Genomic DNA, 22,337 nt, shown 5'->3' with positions numbered 1-22,337 from the left:
CCCCTCGGGGGGCAGCGCAGCGGCCTTGGCCGCAAGCGTGGGGGCTCCATCCTTAGAGCGCGGCTTCACGCTGATCGAGGTCCTGGTGGCGCTGGCCATCGTGGCCATCGCGCTGGCCGCTGGATTACAGGCGACCACGGCCCTCACGAACAATGCCCTGCGGCAGTCCAGCGTGCTGCTGGCCCAGATCTGCGCCGAGAACGAATTGGTGAAAGCGCGCCTGTCCCAGCAGATGCCCGACATCGGCGACGCCACCCTGAGCTGCGAGCAGGGCGGGCGCAGCTTTCCGGTGACGGTGTCCGTGCTGCCCACGCCCAATCCGAGCTTCAGGCGCGTCGATGCGCAGGTGTTCGACGGCGACTCGCCGGTGCTGCGCCTCTCCACCATCGTGGGGAAGATCTGATGAAGAATTCCCGCAAGCAGCGCGGCTTCACGCTGGTGGAATTGCTGGTGGCGTTGTTCGCCATGGCCTTGCTGGCGATCATGAGCTGGCGCGGACTGGATGGCATGACGCGCGCGCAGGCGCAGACCGAGGCACGCGCCGATGAAGTTCTGACGCTACAGGTGGGACTGGCGCAGTGGGCCGCAGACCTCGATGCGCTGATTCAATTGCCACAGACTACCGCCCTGGACTGGAACGGCCGCGTGCTGCGGCTCACGCGGCGCGGCACCGCTTCGGTCACCGACGGCGTCCTGGTGGTCGGCTGGACCCGGCGCGTGGTCAACGGCACCGGGACCTGGTTGCGCTGGCAATCGCCGCAAGTGACGACCCGCGGCGAGCTCGAGCAGGCCTGGCAAAAGGCGGATATCTGGTCGGCCAACCCTGGCGATGAGGAAAAGCGCAATGAAGTGGCCGTCACGCCCTTGCAGGAATGGCAGATCTTCTACTTTCGCGAGAATGCATGGACCAACCCGCAGTCCAGTGCGGATGTGGCGGCAGCCCCTCCAGTGCCCAATCCTCTCAGCACCCCAGCTGCCCCAGGTACGGCGGTGCTGCCCGACGGGGTGCGGCTGGTGCTGATCCTGCCGCCCGGGCAGGCCATCAGCGGCACGCTCACGCGCGACTGGGTCCGGCCGACGGCCGGGGGCACCAGGCCATGAAAAAGCGCAGTCGCGGCGCCGCGCTCCTCACGGCCATGCTCACGGTCGCCCTGGTGGCGACCTTTGCGGCAGCCGCGCTTTGGCAGCAGTGGCGCAGCATCGAAGTCGAAACCGCCGAACGCGCGCGGGTGCAGTCGGCCTGGATACTGACCGGCGCGCTCGACTGGGCGCGGTTGATCCTGCGCGAGGACAGGAACGGCATCGATCACCTGGGCGAGCCCTGGGCCGTGCCGCTGCAGGAAGCCCGGCTCTCCAGCTTTCTGGCTGCGGATCGCAACACCACGACGGAATCCGGCCCCGAAGTGCTGGAAGCCTTCCTCTCGGGCCAGGTGATCGATCTGCAGTCGCTCCTGAACGTGAACAACCTGCTGGAAGCCGATGGCAAGCTGTCGAAAGAGGGCTTGGAGAGTTTCGAGCGGCTGTTCGAAGTGCTCGGGCTGCCCCAGGCGGAGCTCGAGCGCATGGCGGAAAACCTGCGCTTTGCGTCCGACACCAGCGCCGGCAATCGCTCCAGCCCCATGGCCCCGCTGCGCCCGCAACGGGTGGCGCAGCTGGTATGGCTGGGTCTTTCGGCGCAGACGGTGGCAACGCTGCAGCCCTACATCACGATATTGCCCGGCCGCACCCCGGTCAACTTGAACACTGCCAGTGCCGAGGTGATCTATGCCAGCGCCCACCAGCTCAGCATGGCCGACGCCCAGGTTCTGGTGGCCGAACGCGAGCGCGCCCCTTTCAAGACCAACAGCGACGCCTACAAGCTGCTGCCGGGTGGCGCTCCGGTCCTTGCCCAGGGGCAGTTCGACGTCGGCGTCGCGTCGAGATTCTTCGAAATACGCGCTCGGCTCAGGCTGGATGAGCTGGTGGTGGAGGAGCGGTCCGTCCTGCAGCGGTCGGCGCCCGGCGGAAAAGTGACCGTCCTGGACCGGGAACGCGGGATCGTGGACCCCACGACGCTGTCCCAGGCCGCCGCCAAACGATGAGCTGCGGTATCTTCCTACAATCCAGCATCCCATGAGCGCCCTCCTCGTCTTTCTCCCTCCCCATCCGATCAGTGCGTCGACCGAGTTCGAGTACGCCCTCACGAGGGACGGCAGCACCGTAGAGGCCCACGGCAGCGCCCAGGCCTCGCTCCTGCCCGCGCCGACGCGGGCCGGCACGGAGGTGGTGGCGGTGGTGCCCGCGGCGATGCTTTCCTGGCATCGGCTCGAACTGCCCAAGGGCACTTCGGCAGGATCCCCCCGCTTGCGCGCCGTTCTGGAGGGCCTGCTGGAAGACCAGCTGCTCGACGAGCCGGATACCCTGCACTTTGCCGTGCAACCCCAGGTCAAGCCTTCCGAGCCGCTGTGGGTGGCGGCCTGCGACCGGTCCTGGCTGCGCAGCGCGGTGCAGGTGCTGGAGGCAGCCGAACGCCCCGCTGCGCGCATCGTCCCCGAGTTCGCGCCCGAAGGCGCGCCCGCTCTGTACGCGCTGGGCGATCCGCAACAGGGGTCACTGGTCGTGGTCGGTAGCGACGGGGTGATGACCCTGCCCCTGTCCTCGCAGGCGCTGGGGTTGCTGCCTTCGTTGCCCGAGGACACGCGCTGCGTGGCCGAGCCCGCGGTGGCGGCAATGGCGGAGCAGGTACTGCACCGCCCGCCCGTGATCCAGCAGGCGCCCCAGCGCTGGCTTCAGGCCGCGCAGTCCGACTGGGACCTGGCCCAGTTCGAATTCTCCAGCTCGGGCCGGGCCCGGGCACTCAAGAAGCTCGGCACGGCGTGGGCCGATGTACTGGCGGCGCCACAGTGGCGACCGGCACGCTGGGGCGTGCTGGCGCTGGTGGCGATCAATCTCATCGGACTGAACGCCTGGGCCTGGCGCGAGCGGTCGGCGCTGGAGGAGAAGCGTGAGGCGATTCGCCGCACGTTGACGCAGACTTTCCCCCAGGTGAAGGTGGTGGTCGATGCCCCGGTGCAGATGGAAAAGGAAGTCGCCGCACTGCGGCAGGCCACCGGCACGACCTCGGGGCGCGACCTCGAAGCGATGCTGGGCGCGCTCAGCGCCGCTTCGCCGCCGGGCCGTGCGGTCAGCGGCGTGGAATTCTCGCAAGGTGAATTGCGGGTCAAGGGCCTGGCCAGCACCCCCGAGGAGGCGCGCGCGGTGACCGCGGCGCTCAAGAGCCAGGGTTTCTCCTCGACCCTGCAGGGCGACACCCTTGCCATCACACCGGAGACCCTGCCATGAGCCGCCGGGCCGCTCCCAAGGCGAATACCGCAGCGCGCAGCGCGGAGGTTTCCGAATGAGCCGCACCGCATTGCTTCGCGCCCGCTGGGTAGGTTTGGCGGCGCGCGAAAAGGCGCTGGCCGGCGGTGCCGCAGCCCTCGTCGCCGCGGTGCTGGTGTGGCTGATCGCCCTCGGGCCGGCGCTGGCGACGCTGCGCACGGCCGAGGAGCAGCATCGTGCGCTCGACGCGCAGCTGCAGCGGACGCGCAGCCTGCAGGTGCAAGCCCAGGCCCTGCAGGCCCAGCCGAAACAAGGCCATGAGGAAGCGGTGCGCCTGCTGGAACTGTCGGTGCGCCAGCGGCTGGGAACCTCGGCGCGCCTGGTGATCGCCGGGGAGCGGGCGACCATCACCCTGTCGGGCACCCCACCCGATGCGCTGGCCCAGTGGCTGACACAGGCGCGAACCAGTGCGCGGGCCCTGCCGGGCGAGGCGCGCATCTACCGCAATTCGGGCGGGTTGTGGGAAGGCACGCTGGTGCTGACCCTGCCGCCGCGCTAGAAGGCGCTGCGCACCCGCCGTGGCCCGCCCCACTCCCGTTCCCCGGCCGCGAGCCGCATGGACCTGGGCTTTGCTCGGCGCCCTGCTGGGGCTTTTGTCCGCCCTGGTGCTGTTCGCCCCCGCCCGGTGGCTGACGGGCTCGATCGAAAGCGCCACCGGAGGCCGCTTGCTGCTGGCCGAGCCGAGAGGCACGGTATGGAGCGGCTCGGCCCAGCTGTCACTCACCGGAGGGGCGGGAAGCACCGATGCGATTGCCCTCCCGTCGCGCGTCGATTGGACGCTGCGCCTGGCCCCGACCGGCCTGGTCGCGCAGTTGGCGACGGAATGCTGCGCCGCCCGCCCGGTGGTCCTGCGCATCCGGCCGCGCTGGGGCGGCAGCGAAATCCAGGTTTCCGACAGCCAGACCCAGTGGCCGGCAGCGCTGCTGGCGGGCCTGGGCACGCCCTGGAATACTTTGCAGCTCGACGGTAATCTGGTCCTGGAGACCCGGGGCCTTTCAGTAGAATGGGTCGAAGGCCGGCTGTCCGTTGCCGGGCGGGCCGAACTCGCGGCGCAGCGGATGTCGTCGCGCCTGTCTACCTTGAGGCCCATGGGCAGCTATCGCATGACCCTGCTTGGCGGCGACACGCCGACCCTGACACTGGATACTCTCGAAGGAAGCCTGAACCTGAGCGGGCGGGGGCAGTGGGTCGGTTCGCGCCTGCGCTTTTCGGGTACCGCCAGCGCGGCGCCCGACCGCGAGGAGGCGCTGACCAACCTCTTGAACATCATCGGGCAGCGCAGTGGGGCGCGTTCCATCATCACCATAGGCTGACATGAAGAAACGACTGCTGGTTTGCTACTTGGCTTGCGCGCTCGCCGCGGGAAGCGGGCCGGGCATCTCCCATGCCCAAAGATCGCGCGAGCCCGTCACCCTGAACTTCGTCAATGCCGACATCGAGGCGGTGGCCCGAACCATGGCGGCCATCACGGGGCGCAACATCGTGGTCGACCCGCGCGTCAAGGGCACGATCAACCTGAGCACCGACCGGCCGGTGTCGCCGACGGTGGCCTACAACCAGTTCCTGGCGGCGATTCGCCTGTCAGGTTTCACCATGGTGGAATCGGGCGGCTTGCTCAAGCTGGTGCCCGAGGCCGACGCCAAGCTGCAAGGCGGCGCGGTGTCCGCCGGCGCTCCGGTAGCGGGCAACCAGATCGTCACCCAGATCTTCCGGCTGAACTACGAGCCGGCCGGCAACCTGGTGCCCATACTGCGTCCGCTGATCAGCCCCAACAACACGATCAACGTCAATCCCGGCAACAACTCGCTGGTGATCACCGACTACGCGGACAATCTGCAGCGCATCGCCCGCATCATCGCCGCGCTGGACGTGTCCAACGCGACCGACGTCGAGGTGATTCCGTTGCGCAACGCATTGGCGTCGGACCTGGCGCCGGTGGTCCAGCGGCTGGTCGATTCCAGTGGCCCCACCGGCGCGCCGGCAGCCGCCGGCCAGGGCCAGGCCGACACCTCATTTCGCACCACGGTCATCCCCGAGGTTCGCAGCAATACGCTCCTGGTGCGCGCCGCCAACCCGGCTCGCCTGAACCTGGTTCGTTCGCTGGTCGAGAAACTGGACCAGCCAGGGTCGCAAAGCCCCACCGGCAATATCTATGTCGTCTACCTGAAGAACGCCGAAGCCGCCAAGCTGGCGATCACCTTGCGCGCGGCGATGGCCGCAACCACGACGGGCGCGGCGGCCGGCGGAGCGGCGCCCAGCGCGCAGCCGGCGCCGCCCACCGCGCAGCCCACCGCTGCCGGGGCCAGCCCGGCGACGGCGCCTACCCAGCCCTCGGCCCAGCCCTCGACCGGCGGGCAGATCCAGGCCGATCCGGCAACCAACTCGCTGATCATCACGGCTGCCGAGCCGCAGTACCGCCAGATCCGCGCCGTGATCGACCGCCTGGACGCTCGCCGCGCCCAGGTCTATGTCGAAAGCCTGATTGCCGAAGTCAACGCCGACAAGGCGGCCGAATTCGGCATCCAGTGGCAAGGCCCGCTCGGCAACAAGGGCGACAAGAACGTCGGCGTGCTGGGCACCAACTTCACCATCGGCGGCCAGAACATCATCACGCTGGCGACCCAGGCCGAAAGCGGTAACGCGCTGCCGTCGTCGGGCCTGAACTTCGGCGTCGCGCGCCAGTTCGGCGGCGTTTATGTGCTGAATTTCCTGGCCCGTTTTCTGGAAGCCAACGGCCACGGCAACATCCTGTCGACGCCCAACCTGCTGACGCTGGACAACGAAGAGGCCAAGATCGTGATCGGCCAGAACGTGCCTTTCGTCACCGGCCAGTTCACCAACACCGGCGCCAGCAACGGATCGGTCAACCCGTTCCAGACCATCGAGCGCAAGGACGTGGGCCTGACCCTGCGCGTGAAGCCGCAGATCAGCGAGAACGGCACCGTGAAGCTGCAGATCTTCCAGGAGGTCTCCAGCGTGCAGGCGTCCTCGATCAATTCGGCCACCGGCCTCATCACCAACAAGCGCTCGATCGAATCGAACATCCTGGTCGATGACGGCTCCATCGTCGTGCTCGGCGGCCTGCTGCAGGACGAATACTCGGGCAACCAGGAGAAGGTGCCGATCCTCGGCGACGTGCCCATCATCGGCAACCTGTTCAAGAGCGAAACCCGCAGCCGCAAGAAGACCAACCTGATGGTGTTCCTGCGTCCCGTGGTGGTGCGCGACGCCGTCCAGAGCGACGTCCTCTCACTCGACCGCTACGACCTGATGCGTGGCAAGCAGGAAGCCGCGCAGCCGCGCAACAGCTTGGTCGTTCCCGTCAACGAGGCGCCGGTGCTTCCGCCGTTGCGCCCGCCGGAGCCCCCGGCCGTGCCCGTGCCGGTGCCGCCCGTCCCTCTCGGTCAGTAGTCGTGCGGTACCCCCTGCCTTACGCGTTCGCGCGCGGCAACCAGTTGCTGCTGGAGGACGACGGCCAGCAGGTCACGCTGTGGCACGCCGCTGCGCCGGCGCCCGCCGCACTGACCGAAGTCATACGCAAGTTCGGTGTGCGCAGCCTGCAGCAGCTCGACGCCTCGGCGCTGGCCCAGCGCATCAGCGCGGCCTATGCCCAGGGCGAGTCCAGCGCGGCCACGGTGGTGAGCGAAGTGCAGAACGACGCCGACCTCTCCCGCATGATGCAGGAGTTGCCGGCGGTGGAAGACCTGCTGGAGACCAGCGACGACGCGCCGATCATCCGCATGCTCAATGCGCTGCTGACGCAGGCCGCGCGCGATGGCGCCAGCGACATCCACATCGAGCCCTATGAGCGCCATTCCAGCGTGCGCTTCCGCGTCGACGGCACGCTGCGCGAGGTGGTGCAGCCCAATCGCGCGTTGCACGCGGCGCTGATCTCGCGGTTGAAGATCATGGCCGAGCTGGACATTGCGGAGAAGCGCCTGCCCCAGGACGGCCGTATCTCCTTGCGCATCGGCACCCGCGCCGTCGACGTGCGGGTGAGCACCCTGCCCAGCGCCCATGGCGAGCGGGCGGTGCTGCGCCTTCTGGACAAGAGCGAGAGCAAGCTGAGCCTGGAATCGGTGGGCATGACCGGCGAAACGCTGCGGCGCTTTCTGGAACTCATCGCGCAACCGCACGGCATCATCCTGGTCACCGGCCCGACCGGTTCGGGCAAGACCACCACGTTGTATGCGGGGCTGAGTCGCCTGGATGCCGGCAGCAGCAACATCATGACGGTGGAAGACCCGATCGAATACGAGTTGCCGGGAATAGGCCAGACCCAGGTCAACGCCAAGATCGACCTGGACTTCGCCAAGGCCCTGCGCGCCATCCTGCGCCAGGACCCGGACGTGATCATGATCGGCGAAATCCGCGACTACGAAACCGCGCAGATCGCGATCCAGGCCTCACTGACCGGCCACCTGGTGCTGGCCACGCTGCACACCAACGATGCCGCCAGCGCCGTAACCCGCCTGACCGATATGGGTGTCGAGCCATTCTTGCTGAGCTCGTCCCTTTTGGGCGTGCTGGCGCAGCGCCTGGTGCGCAAGCTGTGCGTGCATTGCAAGGGCTCGGGCTGCGGCGAATGCGGCCAGACCGGCTACCAGGGCCGCACCGGTGTGTTCGAGCTGATGGTGGCGAACGACGCGATCCGCGCCCAGATCCACAACCGCGCCGCCGAGGCCGACATCCGCGAGGCCGCGCTCAAGGCCGGCATGACGCTGATGCGCGACGACGGCGAGCGCCTGGTGCGCGAGGGCATCACCTCTCGCGAAGAACTGGTTCGGGTCACGCGCGAGTAGCCCCGCGCGCCGGTCAAACCCGTTCCGGCGCGTGTGGCATGCCGGGAAGCTCGACCGGCACCACTTTGCGGCCGCTGTCGTCTTCGGAGGGCGGCGCCTTGGGCTTGGGGTCGTTCGGCTGCGGATCGGGATTGTTGATCGGCGGCACGGACTCGGGTGCCGGAACATCGGGGTCGGGACACATGTGCTCAGCCTCGTTGCTTCTTGGGGCTGTGCGCGCCGTCGGCAATGCCGGGCCCGGTATCGACCACGGGATCGGCTTCCTCATCCTCCACGTCGGCCGCCATCCGTTCGGGATGGTCGGGCAAGGCAGGGCGATGGGAAATGTCGGGCGCGGGCTCATCGGCAGTCGCGCCACCGCTGCCGGGCTTGGGCTCCGGAAACTTCTGCTCGGGCATCGTGTGCGCCATTTCGTCGCCGAGCGGGCTGGGATCACGAGGGGGCATGGGCACTCCTTTGAGTGCATTTTGGAAGCCCCCACCCCAGGGCGCGTTCAGCGCACACCCCGAATCCCTGTCAGGCGAAGTCCTACCGCGAAGCTCTTCTATCTGGCGTGTTCGTGGCTGCGCAATGGCCACCAGCTGAGCAAGAGACACAGCCCTGCAAAGCCCAGCAATAGTCCGGCCCGTGGCAGCACGAAGGCGGCGTCCGGGCTTCCCAGGAACACGGACTGCATGCCGTCCAGCGCCCATCCCATCGGCGACCACTGCGACACGGTCTGCAGGCCGGGTGGCATCAGCATGCGCGGCACCATGACACCGGCGATGGCCCCGAGAATGACATTCAGGCCGCCGCCCAGCGCCGCTGCCTGGTCGAAGCTATGGGTGTAAGCTGCGATCAGAAGCGCCAATCCGACGGCGGCGGCACTGGTCGCCACGACCATCAGCACGAACCAGGCGGGGGCGATGTCCAGGCGCAAAGCGTCGCCGCCCAGCAGTGGCACCAGCCAACGACCCACCAACAGCATGAAGGCCAGCTGCACCCAGTTCAGCAGCATGAAGGCCAGCAGTTTTCCGCCCAGCACGGCGCCGGGCGACACACCGAAGGTCCTGAGGCGCGCCAGCGTGCCGTCGTTGCGTTCCTGGATCAGCACACCCGCAATGGGAATGACGACGAAGAACATGCCGAAGATCAGCCAGGCCGGCACGCTTTGCTGCACTGCCGTCATGGCCCGGCCCGACTCGATCTCATACAGGTAGCGGACCGTGAGCGTGCCCTGGGCAGGCAACAGCTCACCGCTGGCGGCGCTTCCCAGCAGCAAGCTGGCGAAGGGCCCGGCCTCGGCGGCGGCGATTTTCATCTGCACCTGCAGCAAGGAATAGCTCAGTTCGGCGCGCAGGCGCGCCGCAGCGGCCGGCTGCACCAGGTTGCCAAGCCACATCTCGAGTTGCTCGCTGCGCGGGCGTCCGTCCTCGCCCAGCAGAGGAGCCCGCACCACGATGCCGGCCTGCACCTGGCGCGACTTCAGCGCCGCCAGGAGCTCCTGGCGAGACGCAAAGCGCTGGCCGCCGTGCCGCGATATCCATTCGCTGGTCCACGCCTTGGCGACCGGGCTGCTGTCTTCCAGCACCCAACCCGTGGCCGGAAGCTCCACCCGCACGATCAAGGTGTTTTTCAAGGTGAATGACATCACCAGCACGAATATCGCGGGCATCAGGAACAGGACTGCAAGCCCATGGGGATTGCGCAGTAACAGCCGCCACTCCTTGACGGCGAGGCGGACGATCTGGGTGATCCGGGTGAAGCGGCGCATGAGTCTGGACATGCGCGGTCAGTCGCGCAGCGAGCGGTGGGTGTAGTGCATGAACAGCGCCTCCAGATGCTCGAAGGGTGCGCTGCCTTCGGCGCCGCGCAACAGCGTGGCGAGGTCGCCGCTGGCCAGCACGCGGCCGTGATCGAGCAGCAGGATGTGCGAGCAAACCGCGCTCACCTCTTCCATGTAGTGGGTCGCGTAGAGCACCGCGGTGCCCGCATCCACCATGTCGCGCACGCGATCGAGGAGAAAGGCGCGCGATTGCGGATCGACGCCGACGGTCGGCTCGTCGAGCAGCAACACGTCGGGCTGCTGGAGCAACGCGATGCCCAGGTTGAGACGCCGGCGCACACCGCCCGAGCAGTGACGGGCGCGCCGGTCGGCGAATTCTTCCAGCATGCAGGTCGCGATGGCTTTTTCGACGCGGCGTGCCGCCTCATCGGCATTGAGGTCCAGCATGCCGCAAAAGAACTCCAGGTTCTCGCGACAACTGAGCTCCGGATAGAACGCGTATTCCTGCGGCACGGACGCGACCGAAGGCGCGCCTGCGCCGGCATAGCGGATGCGCCCGCCCTGCGGCTTGCGCAGCCCGGCGAGCAGGTTGATGAGCGTGGACTTGCCCGAACCGTTGGGGCCCAGAAGGCCTACCGCCTGCCCGCGTGCGAGCTGCAGATCGACGCCGCACAGCGCCGGCTCGTCCTGCCCCGGGTAGCGGTACTGGAGCTGCTCCGCGGACAGGACAAGACTATCGTCATTCATTGCGCAGAGATATCTCCCGCGTGATGTCGCCCTGCGGCGCGGCAGGCGCCAGGGAAGCGGGCACGCCGCGCCCCGGCAGCACCCTGGCGGGCTGGAGACTGCGCCACAGGCCCAGCGGCGCCATGCCATATCGCAGCAAGCGGCCTGCGACCATCACCACGATCTTTGCGATGTCGAGCACCGGGCGGAAATGGCTGCGGCGCGCGTCCACGGGATAGCGCCCGGGGATGGCCACCGCCAAGGTCGGGTGGCCTTGCCTGGCTGCCTCTATCAATATCTCGCTTTCGAAAGTGAATCGGCTGCCGCACACCGTGCCCTGCAACGCTATGCGCATCACGTCACGCGAATACGCGCGAAAGCCGGATTGCGAATCGGCGATGGGATGCCCCGCCGCCCAGGAAATCCAGAAGCAGGCAAAGCGATTGGCGCGATAGCGCGCCGGTGGAAACTGCGCGCGGTCGTGCAGGCGCGAGCCGATCACGATGCGCTCGGGGTGGCATTGCCATGCGGCTAGCAGTCCCGGCGCGTCGGCCGGATCGTGCTGGCCGTCTCCGTCGAGCGCGATCACGCAGCGCGCATGCTGGCTGAGCGCGTACCTAAATGCGGTGCGCAGGCTGGCGGCCTTGCCCAGGTTACCGGGGTGGGCCAGCAGCGTCACCGCCAAGCCGTCCAGCTGCGCCGCCGTGCCGTCGCTGGAGCCGTCATTCACGACGATAACATTCGGGCAATACGCCAGCGCTTCCTGAGCCAGCTTGCGTATCGTGCCGGCCTCCTGGTAGGCGGGGATCGCGATCCACACCCCATTCCAGGACGGGGCCAATTGCTCTTCTGGTGCTTGCATGGTCAGTACAGCCCTCCGTTGACACCTATGACCTGGCCGGTGACGTAGCTTGCGGCATCCGATGCCAGGAAAGCGACGACCGCGGCAACCTCCTCGGGCCTGCCCGCGCGGCCCGCGGGCACCATCGCCTTGACTTTCTCCGGCGGAAACGCCGCCTCGGCCATGCCGGTATCGATCACGCCGGGTGCCACGGCATTCACGGTGATGCCGCGCCCGGCCAGCTCGAGGGCCAGCGATTTCGTGGCCCCGTGCAAACCGGCCTTGGCGGCCGAATAGTTGCCCTGCCCGCGGTTACCCGCCTGCCCCGCTACCGAGCTGATGTTGATGATCCGCCCCCAGCGCGTGCGCACCATGGGCAGCAGGAGCGGCTGCGTCACGCGAAAAAAGCCATTCAGATTCGTGTCTATCACTTCGTGCCACGCGGCCGCGCTCATGCCGGCCATGAGCGCGTCGCGATGCACGCCGGCGTTGTTGACGAGGATCTGGATCGGGCCTTGTTCCAGCAGGGCCTCGACCGCGGCTTCCACCTGCGCCGCATCCGCCAGATCGAACGCGATCGCTTCGGCCTTGCTGCCGGCCGCGCACAGTTCGCTTGCCAGCGCGCGCGCCTTCTCGATCCCCCGGTGGGCGTGCACGGTGACATGAACGCCTTGGCTGGCGAGAGCGCGGCAGATTGCCGCGCCTATGCCGCCACTGCCACCGGTGACCAGCGCGCGCCGCAGGGTTGGATGCGTGGGCGCGGTCATGCGGCCGGCGACCCGAAAGCCACGATCAGACGGCCGCTGGCGATGGGCCGGGCTGCGCTGCCGACCTCGAAGGCATAGAGACATCCGCCGCTCGAGCGACTGAGCAAGGTGGCGTTCACCGTGACGCCGCCGCGCGAGGGGAAACACGCGCTGTGCAGGTCCACGTCCATCAGCTTGACCAGCAAGCCGGCCCGGGGTTGGCCTGCGCCATCCAGCAGCGCGCCATGCACTGCCGTGGCCTGCGCCGCGTATTCAGCGGCGGCGATTGACGGCACGACGCCGTCGCGAGCCAGGGGATGCGAGCTGCCGGGCTCGGCGCTGGTGCAGGTGATCTGCGCGGCATCCCATTGGGCCACCGCGTCGAGCAGGCACATGGCGCCGGCGTGCGGCACCAGCCGCTCGATGTGCGCGCGGTCTGCCATCATGTTTGCGCTGCCTCTGTTCGGCGCAGGGTGAGCATCTGGCCGCCCAAGGGCAGCCGCAAGTCCGTGTCCGGGCCAGCTTCCAGCAGGCCCAGCGCGGCCAGAGCTCGCGCGCTGCTGTGAGCGGCCCACGATGCAGGCAGCCAGGCTGCAAACTCCGTGGGCGTTTGCGCTCCCGCCGGCTCCAGCGCCATGCTGAAGGACCCCAGGACCGGCACAGTTTCGCCCGGCGTTCCGCTGCTGATGACCCATGCCGTCGAAGTGCTTTCAGATACGGGGAGCAGTTCATTCAGCGGCGGCGTCATGACGGGATCGTAGACGACGAGCAGCACCGGCTCCCGGCACGCAACAGCCTCGGTCACCGCGCAGAGCAGGCCGCTGGCGAAACTCTCCAGACCCAGGCTGACGACGGTGGCCGGCTGGCGGTTGCGCCAGGCGATGGAGAAGTAACCCGAAGGCGCGTTCTGCACGGAGTTCGGGAATAGCAGCGGAGAGATCTGGCGTGTGGTGGCCAGTGCGTCGAGCATCTGCTGGCACACCTCACCGGTGCCCTCGTCGGTGGCGAACACCGAACGCAGCGACTCGCCGGAGAACGGGCTGTCCTGCAGCGCCTGGGCCACGCAGGCCAGCGCCAGCCGCACTGCCGGACTGGCGCGGCGGCGCTCGTTGGTGGGCAGCATCGCCGGGGCGGGCACCAGCAAGGGCGCCGGCGTGTGCGCCTCGTCGCCACGGCAAATTGCGCGCAGCTGCGCCAACGAGGTCATTCCCGGAGCCAGGACTCCCGCGGCGTGTAGGTTGAAACGAAGGCTGACCACGTCACTCCGACAGGCTGAAGACCAGCGAGCAATTGCTGCCGCCGAATCCGAAGTTGTTGCTCATGGCGTGGCGCAACTTTGCCGCGCCGGGCTGGGTGACCAGATCGAGCGGCAGCGCCGGATCCTGGGTCTGCCAGTTGGCGGTGGGTGGCAGCGCCTGCCGCTCCAGGGCCTGCACCGTCACGATGGCTTCGACGATGCCTGCGGCACCCAGGGTGTGGCCCGTGACTCCCTTCGTGGAGGACACCGGCACACCCGCCGGCCCGAACACGGCGGACAGAGCAGCCGCCTCGGAGCGATCATTGGCCGGCGTGGCCGTGCCATGCGCATTGACGTAGCCGATGTCCTGCGGGGCGAGTGCTGCGGCGGCAAGCGCCATGCGCATCGCCGCCTGCGCGCCCTCGCCTTCCGGGTGGGGCGTGGACATGTGCCATGCGTCGCTGGACTCGCCGCCGCCGGCGAAGCAAACCGCCGCCGGCGACCGCTCGAGCAGCACGAAACCCGCCGCCTCGCCGATCGAGATGCCGTTGCGGGCGGCGTCGAAGGGGCGGCAGATGTCTTGCGACAGCAACTGCAAGGCGTCGAAGCCGTGCAGCGTGGAGAGGCAGAGGCTGTCCACTCCGCCCACCACGGCGGCATCGATCAGGCCCGCATCGATCCAGCGCTGCGCGGTGAGGAACACCTTGGCGCTCGACGAGCAGGCGGTGGAGATCACCACCATGGGGCCTTGCAATCCGAGCACTTCGGCGCTGAAGCGGCACAGCCCGTCCACCGCGTGGGTTCGGCGATAGTCGAAGTCCGCCGGCCATCGGCCGGCTTCACGGCGTTGCGCATACGCGAGTTCGGTATCGCGGATGCCCGATGTGCTGGTGCCCAGCACCAGTCCGATGCGATGGGCTCCGTGCTTCGCAACCGCGGAGGAGAGCGCCCGCCGGAAGGCGGTGTCCTGCAGCGCCATCCATGCCAGCCGGTGGTTGCGGCAATCCCATGGCTGCAAGTGGGCAGGCAAGCGGACCTCGTCCACGTCCGGAACCTGGCCGATCCAGCAGGGGAGCTCGCACCAGGCGAGGTTGTTGCGCTGCAGCCCGGTGTGGCCGCGCGCAACCGAATCCCACAGCGCCATGGCGCTGTGGCCTGCGGAGTGAACAACGGTGGTTGACGAGATTCCGAGCACGCGTTTTCGTTTACAAGCTGGTGCCAGATGATGAGGCAGCGGGGCGGCATTCGAGCAGCGTGTGGTAGCCGCCGATGCCGTCGGTCACGGCAGAAATTTCCAGGCCTGCGCGCTTCACCAAGTCAAAAAACAACGGTGAATCGTACATCTGGCTATTGCCGTTGGCAACGCAGCTGAAGTAAAGCGAGGTCTGTTGCAGGCTCAAGGCCGCGGCTTCGAAACGCTGCCGGTCCCAGAAAAGTTCGACGATCCAGACCCGTCCTTCCGGTGCCAGCGACGCTCGGACTTTGCGCAGGATATCCACGATCTGGTCCTCCGCGAAGCAATCCAGGAATTGGCTCATCCAGATCAGGTCGTACCCCGTTGGCAGCAACGCATCGGATGCGAGCAGGTCCGTGGGATGCAGCCGCACGCGATCGGCCACGCCAGCTTCCGCCAGCCGCGCATGGGCCCGCTCCAGCTGTGGCGGCAGATCCACCAGCCCGACTTGCAGAGACGGCAAGCGGGAGAGGCACAGCTGCGCCCATTTTCCGGTGTTACAGCCAATATCGAGAAGGCGCGCGGGCGGGTTGGCGCCCATGCGCTCGCACAGCGCGGGAAAGGCCCGGTCCGAATAGAAGTGGTCGAAGGCGTGCCAGCTGCGGCCCGCCGGCTCGGGCATCACCGACAGCCCTTGGTACAGCGTGCCCCAGGGCCCGAGTTCCTTGAGGCCCGCCGGCCGGCCCTCGCTCAATGACTCATCGAGGTGAGCGGCGGCCTGGTAGCAAACGTCTCGCGTGAAATCGAAATTGACGCGGGTCATCTCATCGTCGAGCAGGAAGTGACCGAGCTTGCCGAGGAAGTAGAGGCCGTCACGCCGCCAGACGATGTGCAGCCCGAGGCCCGCCTCCAGCAGCACGCGCACGGCGTAAACCGACAAGCCCGTGGTCGCCGCCACCTCGTCGATCGAGCAGCCCTGGGCCGGGGCGGTCTTGGCGAGCGCAGCGAGCACGCCGCGGTCGCGCATGACGGCCGTCGCCTGGAAAGCCAGCGGGGCGAACGCCAGCCACTGGGCTGCGGTAACAGCCTCAAGCGCGCTCAACGGATCTTTGTCGTACATCGGTGCCTTTGGTTATTGAAGGTGGCTCAGGGTTGAAGCCGTGTGGTCGTGCGCTCGCCCTGGCGCTCTGCGACGATGATGACCTGCAGGCGGGCGCCGGTGCCTTGCAGTTCAACGGACTCGAGCTGGCGCGCGATCTCGGGCTTGCGCGGCTGCAGCTGTGCGGTCCACGCCCGCTCGTCGCCGCGCAGCTCGATCTTGAAGTCACGCTCCAGCGCCACGATGTCGCCCGCGACGACGCGGCGCATCACGTCCGACAGCATGGCCAGCGCCGGTGCATCGCTGAACATGATTTGCTTGCGTCCCGTCGCACCGGCGCCAACCCATTCGACGCGATCGGGCAACAGCCGCCAGGTCTCCTGGCGGGGGGTTTCGACGCGCTTTTCCAGGGATTGCGGCGTGGAATGCATGATGCCGCGCGACGTCATCGGCGCGGCAAGCCATGGCGACTCGCGCAACTCCTGGTACGCCACAGCGGATCTCGGCGAAGACTGCAACAGCCGCTGCAGCTCCGCCACCGTCAGCACATCGGCGCCGATGGCAGCAGCACAGACCCATGCCAACCCCAGCCCGAGTCCGATCCTGCGCAGCAAGGTCTTGATCATGCGCCGCCCTCCGCGGAAGCCCAGTAGGGATAGAAATTGAACCAGTTCAGAGGATACCGCCGCGCGTACTGTTCCAGCAGGCCCGCATAGCGGTCGACCACCGGCTGCAGCGCCGCTCCCCGGCTCGCGGCTGGCGCGGCGGAGCCGAATTCGACGAACTCGATGCGGTAGCGATTGCCGCCCTCGTAGAGGCCGAAGCACATGAGCACCGGCGCGCTGCTGCGCGCGGCCAGCACGTGGGGTGCGATTGGCATCGCGACAGTTTTTTCCAGAAAACGCGCGGGCAGGCAGGCTGCCGCACCGTCAGCGCGATCGGCCAGCAGTGCAATGATCTCGCCACGCGTCAGTGCCTCGTGAGCCCGCAAGTAACTCTCGGGCCGGCCGAGCGGGATGAAACTCGGGCCGCCGTCATCGATGCCGGCAATGCGCCGAACTTTCGAGCGGGGGTCCACGCGCATCATGATGCTGATCGGCCGCCCATCCATCGCCCGTTGCGTCAGCATCATCAGATCGAAACTACCCAGATGCGAACCCAGCAGCAGGCAGCCTTTGCCGGTTTGCAACAGGCGGTCCACGAGCGGGAGGCCTTCGATGGTCACTTCGAAACGGTCGAACTCGCCCGCCGCCATGTAGACGCGGTCCAGCAAGGTGCCGGCGAAGCTATGGAAATGCGCAAAAACCTCGCGCCAACGGGCGGGCCGGCCGTGCACCGCCTGCAGGAATTCAGCTGACGCGCGCCGCGCCGTGCGATCGGTCAGCACGAAATACAGGACGATGGGGTACAGCAGGGCGCGGCACAGAGGGCGGCCCGCCGAGCGCGCGAGCCAGACGATCAGCTGGATCAGCCAGGCGCTGCCCCGCTCGGCCTTGTCGGTCCAGAGTTTCATGCGGGTGAGCCTTGCGCTGACAAGCTGCCCACGCCTTCGGCGACGGCTACCGCAGCCCCGTTCCGCTGCGTCGAGACGCGGAATGAAGCACGGGAACCGTCGATTTCGCAGACGGCCTGCGCCTGCTCCCCGGGCAGCAACGCAGAGGTGAACTTGACCCGCTGCAGGCGCGAGAACCGCAGCCCGGTCTCTACTTTCAACCCGTGCATCACTTGATCGAGCAGCAGCACGCCCGGCACGATGGGGTTGCCGGGAAAATGCCCTGGCAAGGACAGGTGATCCGCCGCCACGAGAAAACCGAATTCAACGCGGCTCATGCAGCTTCCTCTTCGGCGACCGGTCCGCGTAAATCTGGTCCAGTGCCGCGCGCGGCAGTTTGCCGCTCTCCGTGCGTGGCAGGCGGTCCACGCGGATGATGGTCCTGGGCAGGAACACCGGGTCCATGCGCTCGCGCAACCACGCCTCCGTCGCCGCACGGTCCAGCGGCGGGCCCGCGTGAATGAGGACCAGGCGTTCGGTGGGCGCGCCGGTCGCGGGAAGGTAGAGCACCCCGTCGGCGAGACCGGGCAGGTCCTGGAGCAACAGATTCAGCCCTGCCAGCGATGCGCGCCTGCCGGCTATCTTGATCAGATCGCCATGGCGGCCGATCAGATCGAAGCCACCTTGCGCATCCAGTTCGACCTGGTCCGCCAACATCTGCGGAGACGTGAAGTGCGTGCCCCAGACGCGGGTGCCCGTGCCCTCGGATTCGAGTCGCACTCCGTGCACCGGGCGCCAGCGCGGATCGCGCGCGCCGCGCCTCATGGCGACCACGCCGGTTTCGGTGGACCCGTAAATCTCGAGCACCGGCGCGCGGGCCAGGGATTCGGCTTGCGCGGCCAGCGCCGGCGCAAGCGGCATGGTGGACACCAGCACAAGGCGGCAGTGGGGCACCGCCATGCCCGACTGCGCCAGCGCCCGCAGATGCAGCGGTGTCGCGATCCAGGCCGCATCGCCGACGCAACGCTCGAACGCGGCGTGCACATCGGCGGGCAGGAGTGGCCGCCGGTCCACCACCGGGACCGCCGCCACCAGCGAAAGCATGACGGATGTTTCGACCCCGAACATGTGCTGCGGCGGCACGCTGCAAATGATTTGCCCCAAAGCTGCCAGGCCGCCCTCCACGTCCTGGTCGAGGCGCGTCGCCAGCACCTGCGCTCCCCGGGCGAACTGGCCCAGCGTCTTGATCTGGGGCTCCGGCGTGCCGGTGCTGCCCGAGGTGTACAGGCGCAGCAAGGGCGAGTCCAGGTCCGGGTTCCAGGCCAGTGCAGCGTCCGGTTCCGCAGAAGTTTTCGCTTGCGGCAAATGGACCAGGCAGCGTGCATGCTCGGCCCAATGCGGCTGAAGCAGCTTGGCATCGTCCACCACGATCACCGGATCGGCCACGGACTTGAGAATGGCGACCAGGTCGGCGTGGCCGCCCGAGGGCGGCAGCAGCTGCAGGCAGCCGCGCCGCAACGCGGCCAGCCAGGTCACGAGAAAGCCGACGCGCGAGTTGCACAGATTACATACCGTGGACCCGTCGTCGAGGCGCTGCGCCAAAGCCAGCGCGGCGGCGTGCACGTCGCGCCAGGTCCAGTCGCCGCCGTCGCAGATGACGGCCGGCCGGTCCAGGTGCGCGGCGGCCGCCAGCAGCGGGGTCTCGTTCAGGGACAGCATGTTGGCGTCAATCGGGCATCCGTTTGCGGGGATGCCAGACGCTCCAGGTATCGCGAAGTTGCTGGATCAGGCCGGGGAAGGCCTGGCCGGGGAAGAGGTGTGGACGCAGCCAATGCTCGCCCACGAAAAGCACTGCACTGCCCAGCAATACCAACGCGCCTGCCCCCGGAAGTGCATGCCCGATGGAAACCGAGAGCAGTGCGGCGACCACGAAATAGCCGCACCAGACCGCCGTGAGCCGCCGCGTGTACCGGCGCAGCGGCAAGGTCATCGCCGGGTCACTGACGCGGGCAATCCGTTCGATGAGAGGCACCTGGCCGGGGCGCAGGGTGCGGCCGAAGAACACGGCCAGCCAGCCGAGCATCAGGAAGGAAATGGCGCGCCACAGGACGCCGTCATGAAGCGACTGCATCCATTCCACGCGCGAATCAACGCTGCGCGGCCAGAGTCTTGCCGATGTGCTCGGCCAGGCTCTGCAGTGAAGCGAAGATGGTTTCGTTGTCGGGGTCGTCCGCCTTCAGCTTGACGCCGTAGCGCTGCTGGATGATGAGCGAAATCTCCAGCATGTCCAGGGAGTCCAGGTCGAGCCCGCCGCCAAAAAGCGGCGCCAGCAGGTCCACCTCGTCCGGATTCACATCCTCGAGATGCAGCCCCTCGACCACCAAAGCGGCGAGGTCCCTTGCTGACACTACAGGCTCACCCAGACTCATGCTCATGATGCGGACAGCGGGGCGTTGATGCCGCGAGTCAAGTTCTGGATCCAGCCGTTGTAGTTCTTGTGGATGTCGCCGTTCTCGACGAGTTTGAGCTGAAAGCGCATATGAATTTCCTCCAGGAATTGAAAAGGACTGGTGGATTGGTACTGCTTTGCCACAGCCTGCGAACACCCAGACCACTTGATGTGGTGCCTGTCCCGGGGCAAGGCAATTCTACTCAAGCGGTTTGTCGTGAATATGTCACAGGTGCGCGTCAATAAACAACAGTCCGGCATCGCCGGGTGGGCCGTCGCGCAGATATGCCGCGGTTATCGAACGCAGTTATCGAAGGATGGCCCTGGCGGTCTTTCGCAGATGGCTCATGTAGCGCCGGATCGCGCCCTGGGCCTCATCCGCTCTCTGGTCCCTCGCACTGGTTCGCACGGCGTTCCACGGAAATTCGGTGCGCAACGTGAACGCCCGCGAGCGCACGCCGAAGCCAAGTGAATAGGCCCGGCGCGGCCCTTCCGACAGATTCGGGCCGGCGTGATGCAGGGTTCGGCAATGATGCACGGTGGCTCCGCCCGCCGGCAGGGGGCAGGAGACGGCCTGGCTGACATCCGCACCATACACCTCCAGCCCATGCAGCCGCGGATCGTTGTTGATGCGCCGGTGTGGCAACACGGGCCCCGCGTGACTGCCGGCGATGAATTCCATGCAACCGTTCAAGCGATCGACCGGCTGCAACGGCATCCAGAACGTGATCGACTGGTAGTTGGTGTAGATCGGATAGAAAGCTTCGTCTTGATGCCAAGGCGTCTCCGCACCTATCCTGGGTGGTTTCAGCATCGCATGCTCGAACACGAGCTCTGCCGAAGGGCCCAGCAGCTGCCTGGCAATCGCGAGGGCATTGGTGCGGAAAGCGATCTTCTTCAGGGATGGCTCGTACCGGGATGGGTCCAGCAACTGGGGCAGAACCGGAGGGCTTTCGGGGGTGTCCGGTCCGGCAAAATCGAAAAAATCTCCCTTCTGCCAGCCAACCCGCTGCGCAAACAAGCGGTCATAGACGTCGCACAGCCGATCGACCTCCTGCGGCGTGCAGATTTGGGGAATGACCAGGAAGCCCTGGTCCCAGAACTCGCGAATCGCATCTGATGTGAGCACAATTGTCATCGTCCCGCCCCGAACAAAGCCTGGTGCACGCCTTGAATTTTGATCCGGCGGTGGTCCGCGCGCGTAGTGCTTTACTCAGAATGAGCGTCTGTCCTACAGGGCGTAATCAGCTCGCGATGCTCATCGAGGCGTACGCTGAAATTGACTTTGTGATCACATACAGGCACGATTTGTCCACTACCATGGACAAATCCACGCCTCGCAACGCGAGCACCGTCGCGGTGGTCCGCGACGGACCCGCCGGCCTCGAGACGCTGCTACTGCAGCGCGCCGAACGCGGCGACCACAACAGCGGCGCCTGGGTGTTCCCCGGCGGGCTGATCGATGCCTCCGACGCCGAGGTACCCGTCACCGGCCTGTCGGACGAACAGGCGAACGCCACGCTCGGTGTTGATCGGGGCGGGCTCGCGTACTACGTGGCCGCGATTCGCGAATGCCTGGAGGAAGCGGGCCTGCTCTTCGCTACGGACAACATGGGCCAACCCGTGCAACTGGAGAGCGACGCCGGCGTGCGCCTGCTCGACCTGCGCCCTGCCCTTCAATCCGGCAACGCCTCGATGGCCGAAGCCTGCAGCGAGCTGAAGCTGCGCCTCGCCGCGGACCAGCTGTTCTATGTGGCGCACTGGCTGACCCCGCTGGGGCGCGCCAAGCGGTTCGACACCCGCTTCTTCGTGGCCGTCGTTCCGCGGGGACAGGTGAGCGCACACGACCGCGAGGAAACGCTCGACCACATCTGGATCCGTCCTTCGGCGGCCCTCGCACCCGAGAACACCCGGCGCCTGATGACGCCGACGCGTGCCGTGCTGGAACTTCTCTCGCAGTTCGCGGACACGGCAGCGCTCGTCGAATGGGCGCGGTCACCGCGCGAAGTCGTGCGCGTGCTGCCGCGCCTGGCCACTGGCGCGTCCGGGCCGCGTCCCGTCCTGCCGCATGAAGCGGCGTGGGACGAAATCGGCCTGCTCGACCCCGAAGGCAAGGGCACCGCGTGGTACGAGCCGCGTGTCGACGTTCCGGTCCGGCTCTCTCCGACGCTGTGCCGCATGACGGCGGCGAATGGCGAGAACACCTATGTAGTGGGAGCCGAAGAATGCGTGGTCGTCGGTCCGGCCAGCGCCGACCCGGCCCACCTCGACGCGATCGTCGCCGCGCTGGCGGGCCCGTTGACCGCCGTCATTTGCGATGATGAAGAACAAATGGCAGCCGCTGAACAGCTGCGGCTGCGCATCGGTGCCGCATTCGTCGTCGCACCTCGCCGCGGCTTCCTGCGCCGCCACCTGAAATGATCCGCGTCGACCCCTCCCGCCTCGACCTGCGTGAATGGATCCGCAAGGGCGACCATATCCTCGTTGCGCAGGGAACGGCCGAGCCGCAGACGCCGACCGAAAAGCTCGTAGAACAGCGCGGCGAGCTCGGCCTGCGCACCGTCGGCGGTGTCGGGACCAACCGCCGCCTGATCAAGGCCGGGCAGATGCGCGTCGTACCGGCGCATGCCTCGCAGATTCCGGCGT

At 67.4% G+C, this 22,337-nt stretch carries 26 protein-coding genes; 9 read left to right on the top strand and 17 right to left on the bottom strand.

Annotated features, from left to right (window positions below; all coding sequences use genetic code 11):
* The first annotated feature begins 37 nt into the window (after positions 1-37).
* From gspI to HNE04_RS20305, 8 genes are read left to right on the top strand one after another with little or no spacing between them, the layout of a single operon-like run.
* A complete protein-coding gene (gspI, locus tag HNE04_RS20340; protein WP_172223281.1) occupies positions 38-403 on the top strand; it encodes a type II secretion system minor pseudopilin GspI in 366 nt (121 codons plus the stop codon).
* Positions 403-1,101 (top strand): PulJ/GspJ family protein, encoded by a 699-nt coding sequence (locus HNE04_RS20335; RefSeq protein WP_172223278.1) that lies wholly within the window; start codon positions 403-405, stop codon positions 1,099-1,101. Before gspI ends, HNE04_RS20335 begins: the two co-directional genes overlap by 1 nt.
* A complete protein-coding gene (gspK, locus tag HNE04_RS20330; RefSeq protein WP_172223276.1) occupies positions 1,098-2,081 on the top strand; it encodes a type II secretion system minor pseudopilin GspK in 984 nt (327 codons plus the stop codon). The genes HNE04_RS20335 and gspK overlap by 4 nt, the downstream gene beginning before the upstream one ends.
* A 31-nt stretch (positions 2,082-2,112) precedes the next feature.
* Positions 2,113-3,321, top strand: a complete 1,209-nt coding sequence (gspL, locus tag HNE04_RS20325) for a type II secretion system protein GspL (protein ID WP_172223273.1) — start codon at positions 2,113-2,115, stop codon at positions 3,319-3,321.
* 55 nt (positions 3,322-3,376) lie between these two features.
* Positions 3,377-3,859, top strand: a complete 483-nt coding sequence (gspM, locus tag HNE04_RS20320; protein WP_172223270.1) for a type II secretion system protein GspM — start codon at positions 3,377-3,379, stop codon at positions 3,857-3,859.
* 19 nt (positions 3,860-3,878) lie between these two features.
* Positions 3,879-4,673: a type II secretion system protein N gene (gspN, locus tag HNE04_RS20315; protein ID WP_172223268.1), complete on the top strand. Its 795-nt coding sequence runs from the start codon at positions 3,879-3,881 to the stop codon at positions 4,671-4,673.
* A gap of 1 nt (position 4,674) precedes the next feature.
* On the top strand, positions 4,675-6,771 hold the full coding sequence (gene gspD, locus HNE04_RS20310) for a type II secretion system secretin GspD (protein WP_172223265.1): 2,097 nt from the start codon (positions 4,675-4,677) through the stop codon (positions 6,769-6,771).
* A 2-nt stretch (positions 6,772-6,773) separates the two neighbouring features.
* On the top strand, positions 6,774-8,162 hold the full coding sequence (locus tag HNE04_RS20305) for a GspE/PulE family protein (protein ID WP_172223262.1): 1,389 nt from the start codon (positions 6,774-6,776) through the stop codon (positions 8,160-8,162).
* A gap of 13 nt (positions 8,163-8,175) precedes the next feature.
* On the opposite strand, the gene HNE04_RS20300 is transcribed toward HNE04_RS20305, so the two are convergent.
* The 17 genes from HNE04_RS20300 to HNE04_RS20220 all read right to left on the bottom strand — a co-directional run bounded on the left by HNE04_RS20300 (position 8,176) and on the right by HNE04_RS20220 (position 20,820).
* A complete protein-coding gene (locus HNE04_RS20300) occupies positions 8,176-8,346 on the bottom strand; it encodes a hypothetical protein (protein ID WP_172223259.1) in 171 nt (56 codons plus the stop codon).
* Positions 8,347-8,350: 4 nt separating this feature from the next.
* On the bottom strand, positions 8,351-8,608 hold the full coding sequence (locus HNE04_RS20295; RefSeq protein ID WP_172223256.1) for a hypothetical protein: 258 nt from the start codon (positions 8,606-8,608) through the stop codon (positions 8,351-8,353).
* 98 nt (positions 8,609-8,706) lie between these two features.
* Positions 8,707-9,927 carry an ABC transporter permease gene (locus HNE04_RS20290; RefSeq protein ID WP_172223254.1) on the bottom strand — a complete coding sequence of 407 codons (1,221 nt, stop codon included), beginning with the start codon at positions 9,925-9,927 and terminating at the stop codon, positions 8,707-8,709.
* Positions 9,928-9,933: 6 nt separating this feature from the next.
* The gene (locus HNE04_RS20285; RefSeq protein WP_172223251.1) at positions 9,934-10,674 is read right to left on the bottom strand and encodes an ABC transporter ATP-binding protein; all 741 of its coding nucleotides are present in this window, start codon (positions 10,672-10,674) and stop codon (positions 9,934-9,936) included.
* Positions 10,667-11,515, bottom strand: coding sequence for a glycosyltransferase family 2 protein (locus HNE04_RS20280; RefSeq protein WP_172223249.1), 849 nt, complete (start codon positions 11,513-11,515; stop codon positions 10,667-10,669). The genes HNE04_RS20285 and HNE04_RS20280 overlap by 8 nt, the downstream gene beginning before the upstream one ends.
* Before the next feature lie 2 nt (positions 11,516-11,517).
* On the bottom strand, positions 11,518-12,261 hold the full coding sequence (gene fabG / locus HNE04_RS20275; protein WP_172223246.1) for a 3-oxoacyl-ACP reductase FabG: 744 nt from the start codon (positions 12,259-12,261) through the stop codon (positions 11,518-11,520).
* The gene (locus tag HNE04_RS20270; RefSeq protein WP_172223244.1) at positions 12,258-12,686 is read right to left on the bottom strand and encodes a hotdog family protein; all 429 of its coding nucleotides are present in this window, start codon (positions 12,684-12,686) and stop codon (positions 12,258-12,260) included. The genes fabG and HNE04_RS20270 overlap by 4 nt, the downstream gene beginning before the upstream one ends.
* Positions 12,683-13,447 (bottom strand): beta-ketoacyl synthase chain length factor, encoded by a 765-nt coding sequence (locus HNE04_RS20265; RefSeq protein WP_172223241.1) that lies wholly within the window; start codon positions 13,445-13,447, stop codon positions 12,683-12,685. The genes HNE04_RS20270 and HNE04_RS20265 overlap by 4 nt, the downstream gene beginning before the upstream one ends.
* Before the next feature lie 52 nt (positions 13,448-13,499).
* Positions 13,500-14,672 (bottom strand): beta-ketoacyl-ACP synthase, encoded by a 1,173-nt coding sequence (locus HNE04_RS20260; protein ID WP_328700374.1) that lies wholly within the window; start codon positions 14,670-14,672, stop codon positions 13,500-13,502.
* A 10-nt stretch (positions 14,673-14,682) separates the two neighbouring features.
* Positions 14,683-15,771, bottom strand: coding sequence for an SAM-dependent methyltransferase (locus HNE04_RS20255; RefSeq protein WP_172223239.1), 1,089 nt, complete (start codon positions 15,769-15,771; stop codon positions 14,683-14,685).
* 26 nt (positions 15,772-15,797) lie between these two features.
* A complete protein-coding gene (locus HNE04_RS20250; protein WP_172223237.1) occupies positions 15,798-16,376 on the bottom strand; it encodes a LolA-related protein in 579 nt (192 codons plus the stop codon).
* Positions 16,373-17,263, bottom strand: a complete 891-nt coding sequence (locus tag HNE04_RS20245; protein WP_172223234.1) for an LpxL/LpxP family acyltransferase — start codon at positions 17,261-17,263, stop codon at positions 16,373-16,375. The genes HNE04_RS20250 and HNE04_RS20245 overlap by 4 nt, the downstream gene beginning before the upstream one ends.
* A complete protein-coding gene (locus HNE04_RS20240; RefSeq protein ID WP_172223231.1) occupies positions 17,260-17,580 on the bottom strand; it encodes a hypothetical protein in 321 nt (106 codons plus the stop codon). The genes HNE04_RS20245 and HNE04_RS20240 overlap by 4 nt, the downstream gene beginning before the upstream one ends.
* On the bottom strand, positions 17,567-18,961 hold the full coding sequence (locus HNE04_RS20235; protein WP_172223228.1) for an AMP-binding protein: 1,395 nt from the start codon (positions 18,959-18,961) through the stop codon (positions 17,567-17,569). Before HNE04_RS20235 ends, HNE04_RS20240 begins: the two co-directional genes overlap by 14 nt.
* Before the next feature lie 7 nt (positions 18,962-18,968).
* Complete coding sequence (locus HNE04_RS20230; protein WP_172223225.1) at positions 18,969-19,373, bottom strand: COG4648 family protein; 405 nt, start codon at positions 19,371-19,373, stop codon at positions 18,969-18,971.
* Between the two features lie 16 nt (positions 19,374-19,389).
* Positions 19,390-19,650 carry a phosphopantetheine-binding protein gene (locus HNE04_RS20225; RefSeq protein ID WP_328700373.1) on the bottom strand — a complete coding sequence of 87 codons (261 nt, stop codon included), beginning with the start codon at positions 19,648-19,650 and terminating at the stop codon, positions 19,390-19,392.
* Positions 19,651-19,998: 348 nt separating this feature from the next.
* Complete coding sequence (locus HNE04_RS20220) at positions 19,999-20,820, bottom strand: phytanoyl-CoA dioxygenase family protein (RefSeq protein WP_172223220.1); 822 nt, start codon at positions 20,818-20,820, stop codon at positions 19,999-20,001.
* Between the two features lie 179 nt (positions 20,821-20,999).
* Between HNE04_RS20220 and HNE04_RS20215 the strand changes: the two genes are divergently transcribed.
* On the top strand, positions 21,000-22,112 hold the full coding sequence (locus HNE04_RS20215; RefSeq protein WP_172223217.1) for an NUDIX domain-containing protein: 1,113 nt from the start codon (positions 21,000-21,002) through the stop codon (positions 22,110-22,112).
* Positions 22,113-22,337 lie beyond the last annotated feature (225 nt).

The organism is Caenimonas soli (genome assembly GCF_013155545.1).
In the GTDB taxonomy this organism is placed as follows: Bacteria; Pseudomonadota; Gammaproteobacteria; order Burkholderiales; family Burkholderiaceae_C; genus Ramlibacter; species Ramlibacter soli.
This window is presented reverse-complemented; position numbering and strand designations above follow the sequence as displayed.

Coding starts and splice junctions, on each gene's coding strand:
- HNE04_RS20335 (WP_172223278.1), top strand. CDS start 403: ATGAAGAATTCCCGCAAGCAGCGCGGCTTCACGCTGGTGGAATTGCTG.
- gspK (WP_172223276.1), top strand. CDS start 1,098: ATGAAAAAGCGCAGTCGCGGCGCCGCGCTCCTCACGGCCATGCTCACG.
- gspL (WP_172223273.1), top strand. CDS start 2,113: ATGAGCGCCCTCCTCGTCTTTCTCCCTCCCCATCCGATCAGTGCGTCG.
- gspM (WP_172223270.1), top strand. CDS start 3,377: ATGAGCCGCACCGCATTGCTTCGCGCCCGCTGGGTAGGTTTGGCGGCG.
- gspD (WP_172223265.1), top strand. CDS start 4,675: ATGAAGAAACGACTGCTGGTTTGCTACTTGGCTTGCGCGCTCGCCGCG.
- HNE04_RS20300 (WP_172223259.1), bottom strand. CDS start 8,346: ATGTGTCCCGACCCCGATGTTCCGGCACCCGAGTCCGTGCCGCCGATC.
- HNE04_RS20295 (WP_172223256.1), bottom strand. CDS start 8,608: ATGCCCCCTCGTGATCCCAGCCCGCTCGGCGACGAAATGGCGCACACG.
- HNE04_RS20290 (WP_172223254.1), bottom strand. CDS start 9,927: ATGTCCAGACTCATGCGCCGCTTCACCCGGATCACCCAGATCGTCCGC.
- HNE04_RS20285 (WP_172223251.1), bottom strand. CDS start 10,674: ATGAATGACGATAGTCTTGTCCTGTCCGCGGAGCAGCTCCAGTACCGC.
- HNE04_RS20280 (WP_172223249.1), bottom strand. CDS start 11,515: ATGCAAGCACCAGAAGAGCAATTGGCCCCGTCCTGGAATGGGGTGTGG.
- fabG (WP_172223246.1), bottom strand. CDS start 12,261: ATGACCGCGCCCACGCATCCAACCCTGCGGCGCGCGCTGGTCACCGGT.
- HNE04_RS20270 (WP_172223244.1), bottom strand. CDS start 12,686: ATGATGGCAGACCGCGCGCACATCGAGCGGCTGGTGCCGCACGCCGGC.
- HNE04_RS20265 (WP_172223241.1), bottom strand. CDS start 13,447: ATGACCTCGTTGGCGCAGCTGCGCGCAATTTGCCGTGGCGACGAGGCG.
- HNE04_RS20255 (WP_172223239.1), bottom strand. CDS start 15,771: ATGTACGACAAAGATCCGTTGAGCGCGCTTGAGGCTGTTACCGCAGCC.
- HNE04_RS20250 (WP_172223237.1), bottom strand. CDS start 16,376: ATGATCAAGACCTTGCTGCGCAGGATCGGACTCGGGCTGGGGTTGGCA.
- HNE04_RS20245 (WP_172223234.1), bottom strand. CDS start 17,263: ATGAAACTCTGGACCGACAAGGCCGAGCGGGGCAGCGCCTGGCTGATC.
- HNE04_RS20240 (WP_172223231.1), bottom strand. CDS start 17,580: ATGAGCCGCGTTGAATTCGGTTTTCTCGTGGCGGCGGATCACCTGTCC.
- HNE04_RS20235 (WP_172223228.1), bottom strand. CDS start 18,961: ATGCTGTCCCTGAACGAGACCCCGCTGCTGGCGGCCGCCGCGCACCTG.
- HNE04_RS20230 (WP_172223225.1), bottom strand. CDS start 19,373: ATGCAGTCGCTTCATGACGGCGTCCTGTGGCGCGCCATTTCCTTCCTG.